Raw genomic sequence first — 19,068 nt, forward strand, 5'->3', positions numbered from 1 at the left:
GCCTGTTGACGGATCGATACAAATTGCGGATACGCGACGGGTCGTTGGGGGAGGATTGCGGGGTGCGGAAGCTCTGGGTGGGCATGACGGTGGGCATCGCGATGTGCCTGTGCTTCATCGGGCTGCTCGTGATCGGCGTGTACACCGCCGCGTCGAACCTGCTCGGGGGCGGCGGCGGAGGCACCGTGGGCCTGGCCAAGGGCGCCGTGCCGGACCAATACCAGGCGCTCGTGCAGAAGTGGGGCAATCTGTGCCCCGCCCTCAACCCCGCGATCCTCGCCGCGCAGATCTACTCGGAGAGCGCCTGGAACCCGAAGGCCGTGAGCCCGGCGGACGCGCGCGGGATAGCCCAGTTCATTCCGGGCACGTGGGACGCCCACGCGATCGACGCCAACGGCGACGGCAGGAAGGACATATGGGATCCGCAGGACGCGATCCCCTCCGCGGCCGTCTACGACTGCGAGCTCTCCAAGTACGTCAAGGGCGTCCCCGGCGATCTGTCGGACAACATGCTCGCGTCGTACAACGCGGGCTCGTACGCGGTCATCCAGCACGGCGGCATCCCGCCGTACCGCGAGACGCAGGGGTACGTGCGCTCGATCCGCACGCTGGAGAAGAGCTTCGCCCGGCCCGTCGGCAGGGTCGCGCCCTCCCGGCAGGCCGCCGGGGCGATCTACTACGCCCAGGAGAAGCTCGGCACGCCCTACCTGTGGGGCGGCGACGGCACCGCCGCGGACAACGGCCGCTTCGACTGCTCGGGCCTCACCAAGGCCGCGTACGAATCGGTGGGCATCACCCTGCCCCGCGTGGCCAACGACCAGTGGAACGCGGGCCCGCACCCCAAGCGGGACGAGCTGATCCCGGGCGACCTCGTGTTCTTCGCCACCGACCTGAAGGACCCGCGCTCCATCCACCACGTGGGCATCTACGTGGGCGGCGGGCAGATGATCAACGCCCCCTACACCGGGGCCGTGATCCGCTTTGACAAGATCGACATGCCGGACTACATCGGGGCCACCCGCGTGACCCAGGATGGCGCGAAAGCGCTGCTCGCGGGAAGCACCGCATGAACGCTCCGGAACGAACTGCGACGATGGGTCACCCTTCCATAACGTCCTGGTGATCATTGGGAGAAGAGTGGAACGCCCGGCCGGAGTGGCGCGTTCCATTGGGAGTGGGAAAGCAGCGCCACTGAGCGGGGGCTACAGCGACGCACGGACCACGGGGGTCGGCAACTGGACGTAGCGACAGGCGACAGATAAGGGGCCACGGCACATGGCTGGACTCGCGATGGGCTATCCCATGCCGCAGGCCAGGGGCGGGAACCCCGACACCAGCACGCTGTACGACATCAACGGCCTTGCCAAGGACGCCCCCGGCTGGCTCGACCGCACCATGGAGTTCGTCGGCGAGTACGGGATCGTTCTCGGCCTCGCCGTCCTCATGGTCCTCGCCTGGTGGAGCCTGCGCCGCCGGCCGGACGCCCCGGCCGCGGTCGCCGCGCTGCTCTGGGCGCCGCTCGCCGCCGGCCTCGCCCTGCTCGTCAACGTCCCGATCCGCGGCTTCGTCAAGCGGCCCAGGCCCTTCATGGACCACACCGGCCTGGAAGTGCTGGTCAAGGGCAAGACCGACTACTCCTTCGTCAGCGACCACGCGACGCTGACGATGGCCATCGGCGTGGCCCTCTTCGTCGCCAACCGCAAGTACGGGCTGATCGGAATCGGCCTCGCCTTCCTCGAAGGCTTCTGCCGCGTCTACATGGGCGTGCACTATCCGACGGACGTGATTGGCGGCCTCGCCCTGGGCACGGCGGTCGCGCTGCTGCTGGCGCCGCTCGCGATGATGGCCCTGACCCCGCTCACGCGGGCGGTCGCCCGCACGCGGGCGGCTTGGCTCGTCCGGGCGGCCGGGCCGGTTGTGGCTGCGCCGCCGCCTCTCGTCGCGGCCGAGGCCGCCGAGGCGGGGCGGGAGACGCCCCGGCACCGGGACAACGACCTCGCGGCGTAGGCCCTTCCGGCGGATCGGGGGGTACGCACCCGGTGCGGGCAGCTTCGGGTTCCGCCGGACCCTCGCCGTCGTGGCCGGGCGCCGTTGCGGCGGGCTTGAGGGGCCGGGCCTCTCGGCCGGTGACCGATGCGCGCTGTTTGAGGGGCCGGGCCTCTCGGCCGGCGACCGTTGCGGCGGGCTTGAGGGGCGGGATCTCTCGGCCAGTGACCGTTGGGCCGCTGTTTGAGAGGCCGGGCCTCCCGGCTGGCGACCGTTGTGGCGGGCTTGAGGGGCCGGGCCTCTCGGCCAGTGACACCGGTCCGCCGCACTGCAGGCCGCAAGCCCCCCGCCGCCGCGGTGCGCAACCACCACGGCGAGGGTCCGGCGGAATACGCAGGCACCGGCACCGGCACGTACCGCGAGACAAAGCAGCGCGCGCTAAAGCGCCTGCGGGAAGTCGAAGACGCGGTCCGGGTCGTACTGGCGCTTGAGTTTCGTCAGGCGGCCCTCCGCGTCGCCGTAGTACGCCTTGCGCCAGTCCTTCAGGCTCGCGTCCGCGTAGTTCTGGTACGCGGCCCCGGAGGCGTGGCGGCGCATCGCCGCGTGCGTGCCGTCCAGCCACGACGTCTGCGCGCTGCCCGAGCCGCCCGCCGCCCAGTGGGCCAGGTACTGGGCCAGGAACCGCGAGCGGCGGTGGACGAACGCCGTGGCCAGCGGCTGGACGCGGTTGACCGCGCCGCCCAGGGCCGTCAGCTGGACGGAGACGCCGCCGCTGCCGCCCCCACGGGCGAAACGTTCCACCTGATCGGTCAGGGCCCGTACCCCCGCCGCGTTCAGCGACCGGTCGTAGAAGTCCGAGCGGGCGCCGTAGGTCTCCCGCTCCAGCGTGCCGGACGCCTCGCGGCCGGGCGTGCTGCCCGGCAGGTGGCACTGCGTCTGCGACTTGTCGGAGCAGCCCGCGTAGGCGCGCACCATGTCGAGGTGGGAGCGGCGGCGCAGCCGTACGCCGTTGGACGTGCCGCCGACCTTGCCGACCAGCGCGTCCAGGGCGTTCTCCAGGTCGCCGTAGGTGCCGAGGGAGTACGCCGAGACGGAGATGCGCGGCGTGCCGCCCGCCGCGGCCGACAGGTCGCAGGAGGACCAGATCTCGTCGGGCCGGGTCGGCCCCCACTCCTGCCAGGCGCGGATCACGTCGGCGGCCCGTGACCAGGGCCAGGAGACGTAGCCGGTGATGCCGTCCGCCGCCTTGCGGGTGCGGAACCGGAGCTCGGTGACGACGCCGAAGTTGCCGTTGCCCGCGCCGCGCAGGGCCCAGAAGAGGTCCGCGTTGCGGCCGGCATCGCAGTCGAGGACCTTGCCGTCGGCGGTGACGAGCGTGGCGCCGGTGAGGTTGTCGCAGGTCAGGCCGTAGGCGCGGGACGTCACACCGTGCCCTCCGCCGAGGGCGAGGCCGGAGACGCCGACCGTGGGGCAGGAGCCGGAGGGGATGGTGACGCCGTGCGCGGCCAGCCCTGTCTGGACGTCGATGAGCTTGGCGCCCGCGCCGATCACCGCGGAGGAGGAGTCCGGGGTGCGGACGGTCCGCATCCGGGAGACGTCGATCACGAGCCGGTCGGTGCCGCTGGACCAACCGGCATAGCTGTGGCCGCCGTTGCGTATGGATATCAGGGTGCTGTAGCGGCGGGCGAAGGCGAGGCACTCGCGGATGTCCTGGGCGCCGGTCACGTAGGCGATGCCGGCCGGGCGCAGGCCGTCGAAGCGGGTGTTGTAGAGCTGCCGGGCGGCCGTGTAGTCGGCGTCGCCGGGGCGGACGAGGCCGCCCGAGAGGCCCTTGGCGAGGGCGGTCCAGTCGGCTTTGCCCGGGTCCGGGCGCCGGGAGGCGGGGACGGCGCGGGCCGAGGTGACCATCCGGGTGGGGTGCTCCAGGCCGCTGCTGTCGCTGCAGGAGGCCGCCCAGGCGCCGGCGGCGGCCAGTCCCGCGCCCGCGGCGAGCAACTGGCGCCGGCCGAGGAAGCCGTGGGAACGGGGCGCGTCCGTGCGGCCCGTCGTGCTTGTGTGCGTGCTGCTCCCCGCGCCCGTTCCGTTCCCGTCAACGGCCATGTCCGCCCCCGTCACCCGATGTGCTGCTGTTCCCCGGCGGGTTCTCCCCGCTGCTGAGACAGATGGAGTGCGGGTGGAGGCGGTTCCGTCAGCGGCCGGTCAACCGGTCAGCCGGTCGCGCCCGCCGCGGCCTCGTGGCCCGCGGCGTCGTCGCGGGCCAGGGAGCGGGCGCGGCGGGCGGGGCCGCGCCAGCCGCACGTGCAGTGGGCCGAGCAGAAGGATCCCCGCTCGCTGGTGCTGGTGGAGTGGGCCGCGGACGGCTCCGTGGATGGTGGCTCGGACACGTGACCACGCTACCCGGCCGTGACGGCCGCGCCCACGCCGTCGTTGGCAGTAACGGGTTCCACAGCGGGTCGGTGGCAGGGGGCTGGCAGGGAATGGTGGCGCGGAGAGAAGGCCGCAGCAGACGCGGAGGACACGGCCGTCGCAGTGGCGCGGCCCTCGCCGGAGTGACGGCCGGCGGCATCGTCCTCGGCCTCCTGGTGTCCGGCTGCGCGCTCCCCGGCCCGGCCGCCGGCGAGGCCCCCGAGCTCCGCGGCAGCATGAAGAGCCTGAGCGGCCGGGCCCGGCAGGCGGGCGACGAGAGCGACCCCGGGCGGGCGCGGGCCGCGGTGCGCGAGGCCGCGCTGACGCTGGCCCGGGCGGGCCGGGCGCGGGTGCGTACGTCCATGGAAACGGTCAGCGGCGGCACCCGGCTGACCATCCACGGCGCGGGCGGTTACGACTTCGAGCGGCCCGCCGGGCGGCTGACGGTGCTCGTGCCGGAGGATGCGGCCGGCGCCGCCGAGCACCGGCCGATCACGGAGCTCTTCTCCCCGGGCGCGCTCTTCATGAAGAACCGGGGCGCGGGCGTGCCGCCCGGCAAATGGGTGCGGCTCGCGACGGCCGCGCTCGCCGACGGGAACCTCCTCACGAACGGCGCCACCGACCCGCTCGCCGCGGCCGAACTGCTGGGCGGCGCCCGCGAGGTGACGTACATGCGGGACGAGCGGGTCGGAGGGGTGCGGGTGCGGCACTACTGGGGCACCATCGACCTCGGCCGGGCGGTGCGTGCCGCGCCGGAGCGGGACCGGGGGCCGCTCGCCACGGCGGCCAAAGGTTTCTCCAGCGGGACGGTGGCCTTCGACGCCTATCTGGACGACGAGGGCAGGCCGCGCCGGCTGCGGCACCGCTTCAGCGTGGCGAGCACGGGGCCGTCGGCTCCGCGGGCCCCGATGACGGTGACCTCGACGGTCGAGCTGTACGACTTCGGCGCCGATGTGGACGTGGACCTACCCGACGCCGCCGATATCTATGCGGGGAACGTCGGTTCGCCGCGGAATTGACGCGGCAGGGCGTAGTTGGCCATGGAAATGGTCCTTCTGTGCCATGCGCGCCATGTGTACCGATCACTAGGCTGGTTAGCCGAGGAACGAAAGACCAGTACGGCCAGTACGACTAGTACAGCCTGTACGGCCAGGACAACCGAGGCACGAGTCCGAGATCGAGTCCCGGACCCGAGGCGAAAGACCCGAGGAGGTGAATCACGTGGTTTCGCGACGCGGTTCGTCGGGCGGGCCGGATCCCGTGGCCCTCATCGAGATCGATCTCTACGGTGATTTGATGATCGCCGCGTCCAGTGCGGACGAGGACCGGCTGAGCGCCGATCGCATCGACGAGGTTCTGCGCGTCGTCCCCGCGGGGGGCAAGCGCGAGGACTGACGGTTCCGGTGTGTTCGGCACCGCCGGACCAGGCGTTTGTGGTTGCTCGCGGCGGCGGAGGAGGAAGAGCTGGCGCAGCCAGAGTTTTTGCCGCCGCCGCGGTGATCAGCCACCGCGGCGCGATCGGGCGGCGCCGGACCGGCCCGGCCCGTACGGCCGCGGAAACCGCTACGTCCGCAGCAGGCGCGCGATCGCCGCGCTCGCCTCCGCCACCTTCGCGTCGATCTCGTCCCCGCCCTTGACCGCCGCCTGGGCGACGCAGTGCCGCAGGTGCTCCTCCAGCAGCTGCAGGGCGAAGGACTGCAGGGCCTTCGTGCTCGCCGACACCTGAGTGAGTATGTCGATGCAGTAGACGTCCTCCTCGACCATGCGCTGGAGGCCGCGGATCTGGCCCTCGATCCGGCGCAGGCGCTTGAGGTGCTGGTCCTTCTGCTTGCTGTAGCCGTGCGGACCGGCCGGGGCGGTGGCCCCGCCGTGGCAGGCCGCGGCTGCGCCGCCGACCGCCGCCGCGTCATCGCCGCTGGTCAGTGGGGCTTCCGTGGTCGTCATGGCGTCCGTCCTCCTGCTGTCCGGCGGGCCTGTGGTGCGCGTATGTGGTGCGTACCCCGCTCGCATACCCCCAGAGGGTATATGGTACAGAATTTTGCCCGCGGCGGCGGTACCTGGCTTCATGAGCACTCTGCCCGATGGGCGACACTGAGGGAATGCCAGTTAGCTGTGGCTGGATGATGCGCCTAGCATCAACGAGACCGAATCCGTTGCACCCCGAGGATCCCACGTGCGCTTTCGTCTGACCCCCAGGGAGACGAGCTTCTACGACATGTTCGCCGCCTCCGCGGACAACATCGTCACGGGCTCCAAGCTCCTGATGGAACTGCTCGGAGCGGATACGTCCGCACGGGCCGAGATCGCCGAACGGATGCGCGCAGCGGAGCACGCGGGGGACGATGCCACGCACGCGATCTTCCACCAGCTGAACTCGTCCTTCATCACGCCGTTCGACCGCGAGGACATTTACACCCTCGCCGGCTCGCTCGACGACATCATGGACTTCATGGAGGAGGCCGTCGACCTGGTCGTCCTGTACCAGGTCGAGGAGCTTCCCAAGGGCGTCGAGCAGCAGATCGAGGTCCTCGCGCGGGCCGCCGAGCTGACCGCCGAGGCCATGCCGAACCTCCGCACCATGACGAACCTCACGGAGTACTGGATCGAGGTGAACCGTCTGGAGAACCAGGCGGACCAGATCCACCGCAAGCTCCTGGCCCAGCTCTTCAACGGCAAGTACGACGCCATCGAGGTGCTGAAGCTGAAGCAGATCGTGGACGTGCTGGAAGAGGCGGCCGACGCGTTCGAGCACGTCGCCAACACCGTCGAGACCATCGCGGTCAAGGAGTCCTGACCCCCGGTGGACACCTTTGCTCTCGTCGTGACCATCGGGGTCGCGCTCGGCTTCACCTATACCAACGGCTTTCACGACTCCGCGAACGCCATCGCGACCTCGGTGTCCACCCGGGCGCTGACCCCCCGCGCGGCCCTCGCGATGGCGGCCGTCATGAACCTCGCCGGTGCCTTCCTGGGCAGCGGCGTGGCCAAGACGGTCAGTGAAGGCCTGATCGAATCGCCGGTCGGCGACAAGGGGATGGGCATCCTCTTCGCCGCCCTGATCGGCGCGATCGCCTGGAACCTGGTCACCTGGTACTTCGGCCTGCCGTCGTCCTCCTCGCACGCCCTCTTCGGCGGCATGGTGGGCGCGGCGCTCGCGGGCGGAACCGGCGTCATCTGGTCGGGCGTCGTCGAGAAGATCGTCATTCCGATGTTCCTCTCGCCGTTCGTCGGCCTGATCCTCGGCTATCTGGTGATGGTCGCGATCATGTGGATGTTCCGCCGGGCCAACCCGCACAAGGCCAAGCGCGGCTTCCGGATCGCCCAGACGGTCTCGGCCGCGGGCATGGCGCTCGGCCATGGTCTGCAGGACGCCCAGAAGACCATGGGCATCGTGATGATGGCCCTGGTCATCGGCGACGTGCAGGCCAAGGGCGACGCCATCCCGGTGTGGGTCAAGCTCGCCTGCGCGATCATGCTCTCGCTCGGCACGTACGCGGGCGGCTGGCGCATCATGCGGACGCTCGGCCGGAAGATCATCGAGCTGGACCCGCCGCAGGGCTTCGCCGCGGAGACCACGGGTGCGTCGGTCATGTTCACGACGGCGTTCATGTTCCACGCGCCGATCTCGACGACGCACGTGATCACCTCGGCGATCATGGGCGTCGGTGCGACCAAGCGGGTGAACGCGGTCCGCTGGGGCGTCGCGAAGAACATCATCCTGGGCTGGTTCATCACGATGCCTGCCGCTGCGCTGGTCGCTGCGCTGGCTTATTGGGTGGTCAGCCTGGCGTTCGGCTAGCGGCTAGCGGCTAGCGGGCCGCGCGCTCCGAACCGGGGCTCCGCCCCGGACCCCGGCCCTCAAACGCCGGGCAGGCTTAATGATCAAAGAGGGCCCGCCCCCTGGTACGAACAGGGGGCGGGCCCTTCGCCTTGCGGCGGCACCGCCATGCAGCGCCGTAAGGCGGTCTTGCGGTCGGCGCTGACCGTTTACGGGGCGCCGCGCCGTTGTCAGGCGCGTAGCCCTTATCCGAACCGGCCCGAGATGTAGTCCTCCGTGGCCTGCACCGACGGGTTGGAGAAGATCCTCGCCGTCTCGTCGATCTCGACCAGCTTGCCCGGTTGGCCGACGCCCGCCAGGTTGAAGAACGCCGTGCGGTCGGAGACGCGCGCCGCCTGCTGCATGTTGTGCGTCACGATCACGATCGTGAAGCGCTCCTTCAGCTCCCCGATCAGGTCCTCGATCGCGAGCGTCGAGATCGGGTCGAGCGCCGAGCAGGGCTCGTCCATCAGCAGGACCTGCGGCTCCACCGCGATCGCCCGGGCTATGCACAGCCGCTGCTGCTGGCCGCCGGAGAGGCCCGCTCCCGGCTTGTTCAGCCGGTCCTTGACCTCCTTCCAGAGGTTCGCGCCCTGGAGGGACTTCTCCACCACGTCGTCCAGCTCGGCCTTGCGGATGCGGCCCCCGTTGAGGCGGATGCCCGCGGCCACGTTCTCGTAGATCGACATGGTCGGGAAGGGGTTCGGCCGCTGGAAGACCATGCCGACCGTGCGGCGCACGGAGACCGGGTCGACGCCGGCGCCGTAGAGGTTCTCGTCGTCCAGCATCACCTTGCCCTCGACGCGGCCGCCGGGGGTGACCTCGTGCATGCGGTTCAGGGTGCGCAGGAAGGTGGACTTGCCGCAGCCGGAGGGGCCGATGAAGGCGGTCACGGAGCGGGGTTCGACGGTCATCGAGATGTCGTCGATGGCCTTGTGGGTGCCGTAGTAGGCGGAGAGGCCGCTGACGTCGATTCGCTTGGCCATGGGGATCACTTCTGCTTTCTGCTATCGCTGTCAGCGATGGGTCTTCGGGGCCTTCCAGCGGGCGATGCCGCGGGCCACCAGGTTGAGGATCATGACGAAGGCGATCAGGACGAGCGCCGCCGCCCAGGCGCGGGCGTAGCTGGCGTCGTTGCCGGCCGCCCACTGCTCGTAGATGTAGTACGGCAGGGAGGACTGGGCCCCGTCGAACGGGTTGTTGTTGATCACCTGGGAGCCGAAGACCAGCAGGACGATCGGGGCGGACTCGCCGGCGATGCGGGCGATGGCCAGCGTGACGCCGGTCGCGATGCCGCCGATGGCCGTGGGCAGGACGACCTTGAGGATCGTGCGCCACTTCGGCACGCCCAGGGCCAGCGAGGCCTCGCGCAGCTCGTTGGGGACGAGCTTGAGCATCTCCTCGGTGGAGCGGACCACGACCGGCATCATCAGGATCGCCAGGGCCATCGAGCCGGCGAAGCCGGAGTAGCCGAAGTCGAGCATGAGGATCCAGAAGCTCAGGATGAACAGGCCCGCGACGATCGACGGGATGCCCGTCATGACGTCCACGAAGAACGTCACGGCCTTCGCCAGCCGGCCCCGCCCGTACTCGACGAGGTAGACGGCCGTCAGCAGGCCCACCGGGGCCGCGATGGCGGTGGCGATGCCGACCTGCTCCAGAGTGCCGATGATCGCGTGGTAGACGCCGCCACCGGGCTGGATGGTGAGGACACCGGCCATGGAGTGGGTGAGGAAGTTCCCGTCGAGGACCTTGATGCCGCGGGCGACGGTCTCCCAGACCAGGGAGACCAGCGGTACGACGGCGAGCAGGAAGCAGACCCAGACGAGGCTGGTGGCCAGCCGGTCCGTGGCCTGGCGGCGGCCTTCGACGCGCGTCGCGAGGGCGTACATCACGGTGACGAAGAGGCCGGCGGCTATCAGGCCCCACTGGACGCGGCTGCTCAGGCCGGCGCCCAGGCCGGTCCCGCAGCCCGCGGCGATCGCGAAGGCGGCGACGGCGGCCGGGGCCCAGCGCGGCAGGCGCGGCCGGTGCAGGGAGACGGACCGGGGCTGCGGGGCGCTGCCGGAGGCCAGCGGCTGGTCGATGCTCACGTCGCTCATTCCGAGTACTCCTTGCGACGCGCGATGATCAGCCGGGCCGCTCCGTTGACCAGCAGGGTCAGGACGAAGAGGACGAGGCCGGAGGCGATCAGGGCGTCCTTGCCGATCTCACCGGACTCCTTGAAGCTGCCGGCGATGTTCTGGGCGAAGGTGCCGCCGCCCGGGTCCAGCAGGCTCTTGCCGATGGTGAAGCTGGGGGAGAGGACGGTGGCGACGGCCATCGTCTCGCCGAGGGCGCGGCCGAGGCCGAGCATGGAGGCGCTGATCACACCGGAGCGGCCGAAGGGGAGGACGGCCATCCGGATGACTTCCCAGCGGGTGGCGCCGAGCGCGAGCGCGGCCTCCTCGTGCATCTTCGGGGCCTGCAGGAAGACCTCGCGGCTGACGCTGGTGACGATCGGCAGGATCATGATCGCCAGCAGGATGCCGATGGTGAAGAGGGAGCGGGCGGCGCCGTCGTGGTACTCGAAGACGCCGGTCCAGCCGAGGTAGTCGTTCATCCAGCTGTAGAGGCCGCCGAGGTGCGGCACCAGGAAGAGGGCGCCCCACAGGCCGTAGACGATGGACGGTACGGCGGCGAGCAGGTCGATCACGTACGCGAGCGGGGCGGCGAGCCGGCGCGGGGCGTAGTGCGAGATGAAGAGGGCGACGCCGATGGCCACGGGCACGGCGATGATCATCGCGATCAGCGAGCTGACGATCGTGCCGAAGGCCAGGACGGCGATGCCGAAGACCGGCGGGGTGGCGTTGGCGCTCCACTCGAAGGTGGTGAAGAAGTTGCCTTCGTTGTGGGAGAGGGCGTTGGTGGCCCGGACGGTGAGGAAGGCCGCGATGGCGGCCATGATCACCAGAAGCAGGAGGCCGGAGCCGCGGGAGAGGGCGAGGAAGATCCGGTCGCCCGGGCGGGTGGCGCCCTTCGCGGCCTGCTTCGCGGCCGTCGGCGCCGGTGGGCTGCTGTCGGCGGTTGAGCTGGTTATGTCCATGGGGATTTCTCCGGTCTGCGGGGCCGGGTCCCGGTGGGGGACGCGGCTCCTCGTGCGGCGGTGCACCGGACGGTGTGACGGGGCTCCGGTGCCGGAGCCCCGTCACACACGGCTCAGGACAGGCTCGCGACCGTCTCGCGGACCTTCGTGGCGATCTCGGCGGGCAGCGGGGCGTAGCCGAGGTCCTTCAGGACCGCCTGGCCGTCCGTGCTCGCGACGTAGGTGAGGAAGGACTTGACCGCGGGGAGGGTCTCGGCCTTGTTGCCCTGGTCACCGACGATCTCGTACGTGACGAGGGTGATCGGGTAGGCGCCCTCGGCCTTGGTGGTGTAGTTCAGCTTGAGGGCCAGGTCCTTGCCGGTGCCGGCGATCTTCGCCTCGGCGATGGCCTTGGAGGCGTTCTCGGAGCTGGCCTCGACCGGGGCGGAGGCGCCGGTGCTGAGCTTCACCGTCTTGATCGAGCTGGCCGTGGCGTAGGAGAGCTCGAAGTAGGAGATGGCGCCCTGGGTCTGCTTGACCTGCGAGGAGACACCGGCGGAGCCGTCCGCGGACTGGCCGCCCTTGGCCTTCCAGGCCTTCGCGGGCTCGTACGGCCAGGACTTGTCGGCTGCGGCCTTGAGGTACTTGGTGAAGTTGTCCGTGGTGCCCGACTCGTCGGAGCGGTGGAACGCCTGGATCTTGAGGTCCGGGAGCTTGGCGTCCTTGTTGAGCTTGGCGATCGCCTCGTCGTTCCACTTCTCGATCTTGCCGTCGAAGATCTTGGCGAGGGTGTCGGCGTCGAGGACGAGGTTGTCCACGCCCGGGACGTTGTAGCCGATCGCGATCGGGCCGCCGACCATCGGGAGGCTGATGCCCTGGCCGCCCTTGACGACCTCCTTGGACTTGGCCACCTCCTCCGGCTTGAGCGCCGAGTCGGAGCCCGCGAAGGCGGTCTTGCCCTGGAGGAACTCCTGGATGCCCGCGCCGGAGCCGGTGGGCTTGTAGTTGATCTGGACGTCCTTGCAGGCCGCCATGAAGTTCTTGACCCACAGGTCCATGGCGTTCTTCTGCGCGGACGAGCCCGAGGCCAGCAGCTGGCCTTTGCCCTCGCACTTGATGTTGCCCGCGGCCTTGGTGGAGCCGCCGCCGGTGGAACCGCCACCGCTGTTGTCGTCCGAACCGCACGCCGTGAGGACCAGGGCGCCGGAGGCGGCGATGGCGCCGAGAGCGACGGCGCGGAGCCGGTTCTTGCGCTGAAGCTTCACTTTCGGGTGTTCCTTCCGGGAGCCGCCGCTGGGGCGGCGTGCGAGAGGTTTCCGGTGCGGACGCTTCTGCCCGCACCCTCTATCGGCGAAATTAGGCAGATCAGGTGAAGCGGTCGATGGGGAAGGGTGAACGGCGGGTGAACCTCACCCGTCAGGGTGGTGACCCTCAAAAAGATCATGAAACCGGGGCGGAGGGCCCGGGTGGCCGGTCTCTTGCGGTCCGTTCGGCGATTGCAGGCCGGACTCCCCTGAGTGTGACGCAGATCTCTGTCGGTTTGCGGGGTGCCATGGCAGCATCCCTTCCTCGCGTGACGGTATGTCAGACGTGGGGGCGTTGACCGCGGAGGTGGTCTGTGGGGCGGAACGGCTGGAATGCGGACGCCGGAAACACTGGGAGCATGGCGGTCGGCAGAGGTGAGGGCTGCGGAGGCAGACGCGTGATCTCGGTGACCGCATTGATATGCGTCCTGGCCGTGGCCGGGGTGGTGGCCACCATGCCCGGCACCGCCTATGCGGAACCGAAGCCGCCGCGCACGCTGGAGGACGTCCACCAGGAGGTCGAGGGCCTCTACCGGCAGGCCGAGGCCGCCACGGACGCCTACAACGCCGCGAACGAGGCCCAGCGCAGCCAGGAGAAGTCGATCGCCGAGATCGCCAAGTCCGCGGCCGAGGCCCAGGAGCGGATGAACCGCCTCAAGAACCAGGCCGGCTCCCTGGCCCGCGCCCAGTACCGCGACGGCAGCCTGCCGCCCCAGGTCCGGCTCCTGCTCTCCGGCTCCCCCGAGAGCTTCTTCGACGGCGCGGCCCTCACCCACAAGGGACAGGCCGCCACGCGCGGGCTGATCACCCAGGTCGCCGCCGCCCAGAAGGCCATCGACGGCTACGCCAAGGCCGCCGGCGAGCGCTGGAAGACCCTCGACGGCGAGCGCCGCAAGAAGGAGGGCGCGAAGAAGGAGATCGAGGCCAAGCTCGCGGCCGCCAAGGAGCTGGAGTCGAAGCTGGAGGAGAAGGAGCGGGAGCGGCTGCGGCTGCTGGAGGAGGAGCGGGCCCGCCGGGCCCAGCAGAAGTGGCTCTCCTCGGACGCGGTGAAGGGCGCCGGGCTCAAGGGCTCGGGCGCGGCCACCGCCGACGGCAGGCGCGCGGTCGACTTCGCGACCGCCCAGATCGGCAAGAACTACGTGTGGGGCGCCGAGGGGCCGGACACGTACGACTGCTCCGGGCTGACGCTCAAAGCTTGGGCGGCCGCCGGACGGGCGATCCCGCGCACCTCCCAGGACCAGTGGCGCCTGCTGCCCAAGGTGGACCTCAAGGACATGCGGCCCGGCGACCTGATCATCTACTTCGGCGACGCGAGCCACGTCGGGATGTACGTGGGCGACGGCGCCATCGTGCACGCCCCGCGGCCGGGCCGGCAGGTGACGATCGCGGGCGCGGGCTCGATGCCGGTGCTGGGCGTCGTACGGCCGGGGTGAGGCGGCTTCGGCCGGGGGCGCCGGGGCGCCGAGGGGTTCCGCGGCCCCGGCGCCCCGGCGCGTGTGACGCGGCTCGCACACAGTGACCCCCGTCGGGGTGATGTTTGTCATCGCGTGTTTCTCCCCTCACGCGCCAAATGCCGCTCCGGCTAGGGCATATGACAGCGGCGAGTGGCTCCGCTCCATTCCGTTCGACCATGCCCTGACGCTAGGGTCGCGTTCGGCACCCCGCCGGTCGCGGGGGCCGTGCCTCAGGGGGCGGAGGCACCCCCAGCGGTCGCTGGGGGAGGAAGGAAACCGAAGACATGTCCGTACCCGTGCCGAGGTCCGCGGAGCCGGTGACCGCGTCGCCCGACACCGGGCTGACCCTCCTGGTGATCGAGGGCGACCCCGCCGGGCCCCTCTCGATGCCGGACATCACTGAAATGTCGGGCGCCGTGGGCAGCCCGGTCCGCATCCGCACCGCCCGCAACCTCACCGAGGCCGAGCGGCTCCTCACCGACGACGTCCACTGCATCCTCCTCGACCTGGCGGATGCCGGAGCCGCCACCGGCCCGGCCACCGGCCGGACCGACGAGCTGGACACCCTGCGCCAGGTGCTGCGCCTCGCCCCGCACCACGCCGTCCTCGCCCTGACCGCCGAGGAGGACACCGAGCGAGCGGCCGAAGCCGTGCGCGTCGGCGCCCAGGACTACCTCTCGCGCGACGAGCTCGACGGGCGCGTCCTCAGCCGGGCCATCCGTTACGCCGTCGAGCGCAAGCGCGCCGACCTCACCCAGCGGCAGCTCACCGAGTCCCGGCTGCGCGCCCAGGAGAACGCCCGCCTCGAGCGCGGCCTGCTGCCCACCCCGCTGCTCGCCGGCTCCGGCCTGCGCTTCGCCGCCCGCTACCGGCCCGGCCGCAGCCGCGCCCTGCTCGGCGGCGACTTCTACGACATGGTCCGCACGCCCGACGGCACCGTGCACGCCATGATCGGCGACGTCAGCGGCCACGGCCCCGACGAGGCCGCCCTCGGCGTCGAACTCCGCATCGCCTGGCGGGCGCTGACCTTCGCCGGGCTCTGCGGCGACGAACTGCTCGCCACCCTCCAGCAGGTCCTGGAGCACGAGCGCGCCGACGACGAGACCTTCGCGACGCTGTGCGCGGTCGACATATCGGCGGACGGGCGCCGGGCGGGCCTCAGCCTCGCCGGCCACCCCGCCCCGCTGCTCGTACGCCCCGGACGGGCGCCGCGGCTGCTGCCCCAGGAGGACGGCGGCCCCGCGCTCGGCCTGCTCCGGCGCGCCCGCTGGCCGCGCCGCCAGGTCGAGCTCGGCGGCCTGTGGAGCCTGCTGATGTACACGGACGGGCTGATCGAGGGCCGGGTCGGGGCCGGTGCGCGGCGCCTGGGCCAGGACGGCATGGTCGAGCTGATCAGCCGCGGGCTCGCGGAGGGCCTGCACGGCGAGGAACTCCTGGACGCGACGGTTGCCGAGGTGCAGGCCCTCAACGGCGGGGAGCTGACGGACGACCTCGCGGTGCTGCTGCTCGACCGGGGCAGCCGGGCTCCTGCGGAGGGCGACCGGCCCCACTGGCCGGCGGGGCCGGCGGCCGTGCGGTCGGTACGGACCTGAGCGCGGCGTCGCGCGGGGGCGCGTGACGGGCCGGGGAAACCGGGGTTTCCGCCGGGCGCTCGCCATTGCGGCGGGCTTTCTGCCGGAGTCTTTCCCGGTTTTCCCGGAGTCTTTTCCCGGTGTCTCTTCCGGCGTCAGCGACCGCCGTTGTACGGCCCGTAGGGACCGTCGGAGCTGGAGCCCCGGCCGCGGCGGCGCGGGCCGCGGCCGCCCGAGACCTGCTTGAGCGCGGGCCGGACGTCCACGGCGTAGACGATCGTGGCGACCAGGCCGAGGACCGGCAGGAAGCTCGTGATCCCCATGAACAGGTTCACGGCGACGGTGACACCGAGGATGATCAGCCAGAAGGCCTTGGACTGCTTGTCCGCGGCGCGGTAGGCGTCCTCGCGGTGCACGGCGGCGTTGACGAACGCGAAGAGGCTGAAGACGAGCAGGCCGATGGAGATCCAGTACATGACCTGCCCGAAGGCTTGCACCAGCACGTCGCCCACCTCGTCCGTCTCGTCCGGGCCCTGACCGCCACCGTACCCGGAGAACGGCCCGGGCACGCCATATGTGCCCGGACCGTCCCCGCAGGGCTTTGACCTGCGCTTACTCGCCGGCCTTGGCGTCGGCCCTCTTCGCCGCGGCCGTCTTCCGGGCGGCGGGCTTGCGGGCGGCGCCGGGCTTGGCGTCGTCGGAGGCGGAGGCCTCGGGGGTCTCGGAGGTCTCGGGGGCCTCGGAGCCGGTCGTGCCCGCGGCCTTGTCCTCGGCGGCCTTGTCCGCCGCCGGCTTGTCGCCCGCCGGCTCCGGCTCGATGGCCACGGCGATGTCGTGGAACTCGTCGGCGGCCTCGCCGCGCCACTGCTTCACGGCCACCCGGCCGCGCTCGGTCAGCTTCTCGAACTGCTCGCCCGCCACCGCCACGTACCCGACGGCCTGGCCGACGCCCTTGAGGGCGAAGTCCTGCGCGGTCTGGCCCAGGTTCTTCACGTCGCTGTCGAGCGAGCCGACGACCTCGTTGAACTTCGCGGTCAGAGTGGCCTGGGCCTCCTTGGCCTGCTGCTTCGCCCGCTCGCCCACGGCCTTGGGGTCGGTCTTCTTCAGCTTCTCGAGGCGCTCGGGGGCCTCGGTGATGAACTGCCCGAGCTTCTCCGCGGCGATGTCCGCGGCACCCGCCGCGGCGTAGGCGGTGTCGGTGGCGGCGGTGAGGACGTCCTGCTTGGTGATGGCCATGGCGATGGATCTCCCGGATCAGCTGGAGGGTTTGCTGGCGTCGTCCGTCGAGAGCCCGTTCTCCTTGCGGAAGGACTCGTAGATCTGCAGCAGCACCTGCTTCTGCTGCTCGTTGATCGAGGGGTCGGCGAGGATCACACTGCGGACCTCCGCCTCGTCCCGGTCCCGCTCGTCGAGGATCCCGGCCTGCACGTACAAGGTCTCGGCGGAGATCCGCAGCGCCTTCGCGAGCTGCTGCAAGATCTCGGCGCTCGGCTTGCGCAGGCCGCGCTCGATCTGGCTGAGATACGGGTTGGACACTCCGGCGGCATCGGCGAGCTGCCGCAAGGTGAGCTGCGCGTTGCGCCGCTGCTCGCGCAGGTACTCGCCGAGGTTGCCGACGTTGAGTGAAGCCATGCCCCGATGCTGCCGCATGTTGCTAACTTTTGCAAGCAGGTGCTTGCAAAAGTGTGCGCCGGTCTACGGGGCGCCCCCCGCCTCCGCACAGTCGGTACGACTGGCATCCCCGGAGTCGACCTGCGCCTCACCTGGGCAGGGTTCTAGGAGTACGCAGGCAGCCGGCACAGCTCGGGCGAGCGACGGTGCGTAAGGGCGGTGACACCTATCGTGCTTCGGCTCGGCGGGACTGCCGCCTCGGCCGGGGTCAGGCGCGGCAGGTCAGGTCCTCGGTCGGGAGCTTGCCCGTAATCAGGTAGGCCGTGGCGTTCTTGTCCGCGCAGGAAGCGGGGTCGATGCCGAGGACTCCGTGGCCCTCGCCGCCTTCGACGGTGAGCATCCGGGAGCCGCGCAGGGCCCGGTGCATGGCTTGGGCGGCGAAGAGGGGCGTCTGGGAGTCCCACTCGTTCTGCACGATCAGGGCGCCGGCCTTGTTGTCGATCCTGGTCTGCGGCTCGCTGCCCCGCTTCCAGAAGGCGCACGGCCTGATGGCGGCCGCGAAGTCGCCGTACAGCGGATACCTGGCCTTGTCGCGGATCGCGTCGCGGCGGTACCGCTCGGGGTCGCGCGGCCACGTGCCGGTGTCGGCGCACATGACGGACCAGGCGATCGAGGCGTAGTTGTCGTCGTTGTCGCTGCCGTCGCCGTTGCCGCCGGGCTCCTGGGCCTGGTCGTTCCGGGTCTGACCGGGCGTGCCGGACGGGGCCGGATTCTTGCCCTCGGCCGCCTTCTTCAGCGCGGCGATCCGCTCGGCGGCCTTCCGGACGTGGAAGAACGTGCCGTTGTCGGCGCGAATGCCGTCACCGGTGAGTTTCCGCCCCTCGAAAAGGATGGGCTTGCGGTTCGCCTGCGCCATCAGATCCCAGAAGGTCTTGCGGACCTCGGCCGGGGTGCCGCCCAGTCCGTACGTCGCGTGGTGCCGGGCGGTCCATTCGGTCCATCGCGTGAAAGCCTGCTCGTCCGCCTTCGCCATGTCCTGGAACGTTCCCCGGTAGATCCGCGTGGGGTCGTTCGCGCTGTCCAGGACGAACCGGTCGGCCCGCTGGGGGAACAACTGCAGGTATACGGCGCCGAGATAGGTGCCGTAGGAGGCCCCCAGGAAGGAGATCTTCTCCTCGCCCAGCGCGGCACGGATGGCGTCCATGTCGCGAGCGCTGTTGCGGGTGGTGAGGTGCGGCAGCTTGTCACCGGCCGCGGCCCGGCACTTCTCGGCGACCGTACGCGCCCGCTCCACGTCCTTCGCGAAGGTTTCGGCCTTGTACGGGTAGTTGATGTTCTGTTCGTCGGCGGTCAGGCCGCAGCTGACGGGAGAGCTCTGCCCGGCGCCTCTCAGGTCGAACCCGATGATGTCGTACTGCCGTTTCACTTCCGCGGAGAACTTCATCCCCGGGTCGACCGGCAAACGCAGACCCGGCGCGCCGGGGCCGCCCGGGTTGAGCAGCAGAACGCCGCGGCGCTCCTTCGTGCTGCTCGCCTTCAGGCGGGATATCGCGAGTTCGAGCTTCTTGCCGCCGGGATTTCCGTAGTCCAGCGGTACTTTGACCGTCGCGCACTCAAAGGCGGCGGGGCTGTTCGCGTCGCAGCGCTGCCACGCGAGCTGCTGCTGCTTCGTGTACGGCCTTAGGGGGGCCTCGGCGGCAGGCGCCCCGTCCACGGCAAAGGCCGTTGCGGGGGTCAGAGCCGAAAGGGAAGCCGCCGCTGTGATGCCGGCGGTCAGAAGAGGGGCGATCCTTCTGTCGGCGATCCGTCTGTTGCGCACGATGATGCTCGTCCTTGCTGGTGAGGAGAGTCAGCC

Annotated in this window: 19 protein-coding genes; 8 read left to right on the forward strand and 11 right to left on the reverse strand. The window is 70.8% G+C overall.

The features are described 5' to 3' along the window. Positions 1-83 precede the first annotated feature (83 nt). Together IF61_RS0116230 and IF61_RS0116235 are read left to right on the forward strand one after the other, a co-directional pair. Positions 84-1,070, forward strand: a complete 987-nt coding sequence (locus IF61_RS0116230; protein ID WP_043189472.1) for a C40 family peptidase — start codon at positions 84-86, stop codon at positions 1,068-1,070. A gap of 205 nt (positions 1,071-1,275) precedes the next feature. Then, positions 1,276-2,007: a phosphatase PAP2 family protein gene (locus IF61_RS0116235; protein WP_030367105.1), complete on the forward strand. Its 732-nt coding sequence runs from the start codon at positions 1,276-1,278 to the stop codon at positions 2,005-2,007. A gap of 417 nt (positions 2,008-2,424) precedes the next feature. Here IF61_RS0116235 and IF61_RS0116240 read toward each other — a convergent pair whose 3' ends face one another. Further along, positions 2,425-4,086, reverse strand: a complete 1,662-nt coding sequence (locus tag IF61_RS0116240; RefSeq protein ID WP_078660254.1) for an FAD-binding oxidoreductase — start codon at positions 4,084-4,086, stop codon at positions 2,425-2,427. Between the two features lie 107 nt (positions 4,087-4,193). Then, the gene (locus IF61_RS36315; protein ID WP_169748824.1) at positions 4,194-4,370 is read right to left on the reverse strand and encodes a hypothetical protein; all 177 of its coding nucleotides are present in this window, start codon (positions 4,368-4,370) and stop codon (positions 4,194-4,196) included. Positions 4,371-4,463: 93 nt separating this feature from the next. On the opposite strand from IF61_RS36315, the gene IF61_RS0116250 reads away from it, so the two are divergent. Then, positions 4,464-5,411, forward strand: coding sequence for an SCO4651 family lipoprotein (locus IF61_RS0116250; RefSeq protein ID WP_052392744.1), 948 nt, complete (start codon positions 4,464-4,466; stop codon positions 5,409-5,411). A 202-nt stretch (positions 5,412-5,613) separates the two neighbouring features. Further along, positions 5,614-5,787, forward strand: a complete 174-nt coding sequence (locus tag IF61_RS36320; RefSeq protein ID WP_168092826.1) for a hypothetical protein — start codon at positions 5,614-5,616, stop codon at positions 5,785-5,787. A gap of 168 nt (positions 5,788-5,955) precedes the next feature. On the opposite strand, the gene IF61_RS0116260 is transcribed toward IF61_RS36320, so the two are convergent. Next, positions 5,956-6,336: a metal-sensitive transcriptional regulator gene (locus IF61_RS0116260; RefSeq protein WP_030367108.1), complete on the reverse strand. Its 381-nt coding sequence runs from the start codon at positions 6,334-6,336 to the stop codon at positions 5,956-5,958. A 229-nt stretch (positions 6,337-6,565) separates the two neighbouring features. Here IF61_RS0116260 and IF61_RS0116265 point away from each other — a divergent pair, with 229 nt between their 5' ends. Together IF61_RS0116265 and IF61_RS0116270 are read left to right on the forward strand one after the other, a co-directional pair. Next, the gene (locus IF61_RS0116265; RefSeq protein WP_030367109.1) at positions 6,566-7,186 is read left to right on the forward strand and encodes a DUF47 domain-containing protein; all 621 of its coding nucleotides are present in this window, start codon (positions 6,566-6,568) and stop codon (positions 7,184-7,186) included. 6 nt (positions 7,187-7,192) lie between these two features. After that, positions 7,193-8,191 carry an inorganic phosphate transporter gene (locus IF61_RS0116270; protein WP_030367110.1) on the forward strand — a complete coding sequence of 333 codons (999 nt, stop codon included), beginning with the start codon at positions 7,193-7,195 and terminating at the stop codon, positions 8,189-8,191. Positions 8,192-8,415: 224 nt separating this feature from the next. Here the strand turns inward: IF61_RS0116270 and pstB are convergent, their stop codons facing one another. The 4 genes from pstB to pstS form a co-directional block, all read right to left on the reverse strand. Then, on the reverse strand, positions 8,416-9,195 hold the full coding sequence (gene pstB / locus IF61_RS0116275) for a phosphate ABC transporter ATP-binding protein PstB (RefSeq protein WP_030367111.1): 780 nt from the start codon (positions 9,193-9,195) through the stop codon (positions 8,416-8,418). Positions 9,196-9,225: 30 nt separating this feature from the next. Beyond that, positions 9,226-10,311 carry a phosphate ABC transporter permease PstA gene (gene pstA, locus IF61_RS0116280; RefSeq protein ID WP_030367112.1) on the reverse strand — a complete coding sequence of 362 codons (1,086 nt, stop codon included), beginning with the start codon at positions 10,309-10,311 and terminating at the stop codon, positions 9,226-9,228. Further along, complete coding sequence (gene pstC, locus IF61_RS0116285) at positions 10,308-11,294, reverse strand: phosphate ABC transporter permease subunit PstC (protein ID WP_030367113.1); 987 nt, start codon at positions 11,292-11,294, stop codon at positions 10,308-10,310. The genes pstA and pstC overlap by 4 nt, the downstream gene beginning before the upstream one ends. A gap of 113 nt (positions 11,295-11,407) precedes the next feature. After that, a complete protein-coding gene (gene pstS / locus IF61_RS0116290; protein WP_030367114.1) occupies positions 11,408-12,538 on the reverse strand; it encodes a phosphate ABC transporter substrate-binding protein PstS in 1,131 nt (376 codons plus the stop codon). A 398-nt stretch (positions 12,539-12,936) separates the two neighbouring features. Here pstS and IF61_RS0116295 point away from each other — a divergent pair, with 398 nt between their 5' ends. Beyond that, complete coding sequence (locus IF61_RS0116295; RefSeq protein ID WP_030367115.1) at positions 12,937-14,010, forward strand: C40 family peptidase; 1,074 nt, start codon at positions 12,937-12,939, stop codon at positions 14,008-14,010. A gap of 305 nt (positions 14,011-14,315) precedes the next feature. After that, positions 14,316-15,623, forward strand: coding sequence for a PP2C family protein-serine/threonine phosphatase (locus tag IF61_RS0116300; protein WP_078660255.1), 1,308 nt, complete (start codon positions 14,316-14,318; stop codon positions 15,621-15,623). 134 nt (positions 15,624-15,757) lie between these two features. On the opposite strand, the gene IF61_RS0116305 is transcribed toward IF61_RS0116300, so the two are convergent. The 4 genes from IF61_RS0116305 to IF61_RS0116320 form a co-directional block, all read right to left on the reverse strand. After that, the gene (locus tag IF61_RS0116305) at positions 15,758-16,105 is read right to left on the reverse strand and encodes a DUF2516 family protein (protein WP_030367117.1); all 348 of its coding nucleotides are present in this window, start codon (positions 16,103-16,105) and stop codon (positions 15,758-15,760) included. A 109-nt stretch (positions 16,106-16,214) separates the two neighbouring features. After that, positions 16,215-16,838, reverse strand: coding sequence for a hypothetical protein (locus tag IF61_RS0116310; RefSeq protein ID WP_030367118.1), 624 nt, complete (start codon positions 16,836-16,838; stop codon positions 16,215-16,217). A gap of 18 nt (positions 16,839-16,856) precedes the next feature. Next, complete coding sequence (locus IF61_RS0116315; RefSeq protein WP_030367119.1) at positions 16,857-17,234, reverse strand: helix-turn-helix domain-containing protein; 378 nt, start codon at positions 17,232-17,234, stop codon at positions 16,857-16,859. Between the two features lie 247 nt (positions 17,235-17,481). Beyond that, positions 17,482-19,017 (reverse strand): alpha/beta hydrolase, encoded by a 1,536-nt coding sequence (locus tag IF61_RS0116320; protein ID WP_078660271.1) that lies wholly within the window; start codon positions 19,015-19,017, stop codon positions 17,482-17,484. Positions 19,018-19,068: the final 51 nt, after the last annotated feature.

The organism is Streptomyces roseoverticillatus, assembly GCF_000719265.1.
GTDB lineage: Bacteria > Actinomycetota > Actinomycetes > Streptomycetales > Streptomycetaceae > Streptomyces > Streptomyces roseoverticillatus.

Excerpts from the sequence above, each read along its gene's own strand:
- IF61_RS0116230 (WP_043189472.1), top strand. The coding sequence starts at position 84 with ATGACGGTGGGCATCGCGATGTGCCTGTGCTTCATCGGGCTGCTCGTG.
- IF61_RS0116235 (WP_030367105.1), top strand. The coding sequence starts at position 1,276 with ATGGCTGGACTCGCGATGGGCTATCCCATGCCGCAGGCCAGGGGCGGG.
- IF61_RS0116240 (WP_078660254.1), bottom strand. The coding sequence starts at position 4,086 with ATGGCCGTTGACGGGAACGGAACGGGCGCGGGGAGCAGCACGCACACA.
- IF61_RS0116250 (WP_052392744.1), top strand. The coding sequence starts at position 4,464 with ATGGTGGCGCGGAGAGAAGGCCGCAGCAGACGCGGAGGACACGGCCGT.
- IF61_RS0116260 (WP_030367108.1), bottom strand. The coding sequence starts at position 6,336 with ATGACGACCACGGAAGCCCCACTGACCAGCGGCGATGACGCGGCGGCG.
- pstB (WP_030367111.1), bottom strand. The coding sequence starts at position 9,195 with ATGGCCAAGCGAATCGACGTCAGCGGCCTCTCCGCCTACTACGGCACC.
- pstA (WP_030367112.1), bottom strand. The coding sequence starts at position 10,311 with ATGAGCGACGTGAGCATCGACCAGCCGCTGGCCTCCGGCAGCGCCCCG.
- pstC (WP_030367113.1), bottom strand. The coding sequence starts at position 11,294 with ATGGACATAACCAGCTCAACCGCCGACAGCAGCCCACCGGCGCCGACG.
- IF61_RS0116295 (WP_030367115.1), top strand. The coding sequence starts at position 12,937 with ATGGCGGTCGGCAGAGGTGAGGGCTGCGGAGGCAGACGCGTGATCTCG.
- IF61_RS0116300 (WP_078660255.1), top strand. The coding sequence starts at position 14,316 with ATGTCCGTACCCGTGCCGAGGTCCGCGGAGCCGGTGACCGCGTCGCCC.
- IF61_RS0116310 (WP_030367118.1), bottom strand. The coding sequence starts at position 16,838 with ATGGCCATCACCAAGCAGGACGTCCTCACCGCCGCCACCGACACCGCC.
- IF61_RS0116315 (WP_030367119.1), bottom strand. The coding sequence starts at position 17,234 with ATGGCTTCACTCAACGTCGGCAACCTCGGCGAGTACCTGCGCGAGCAG.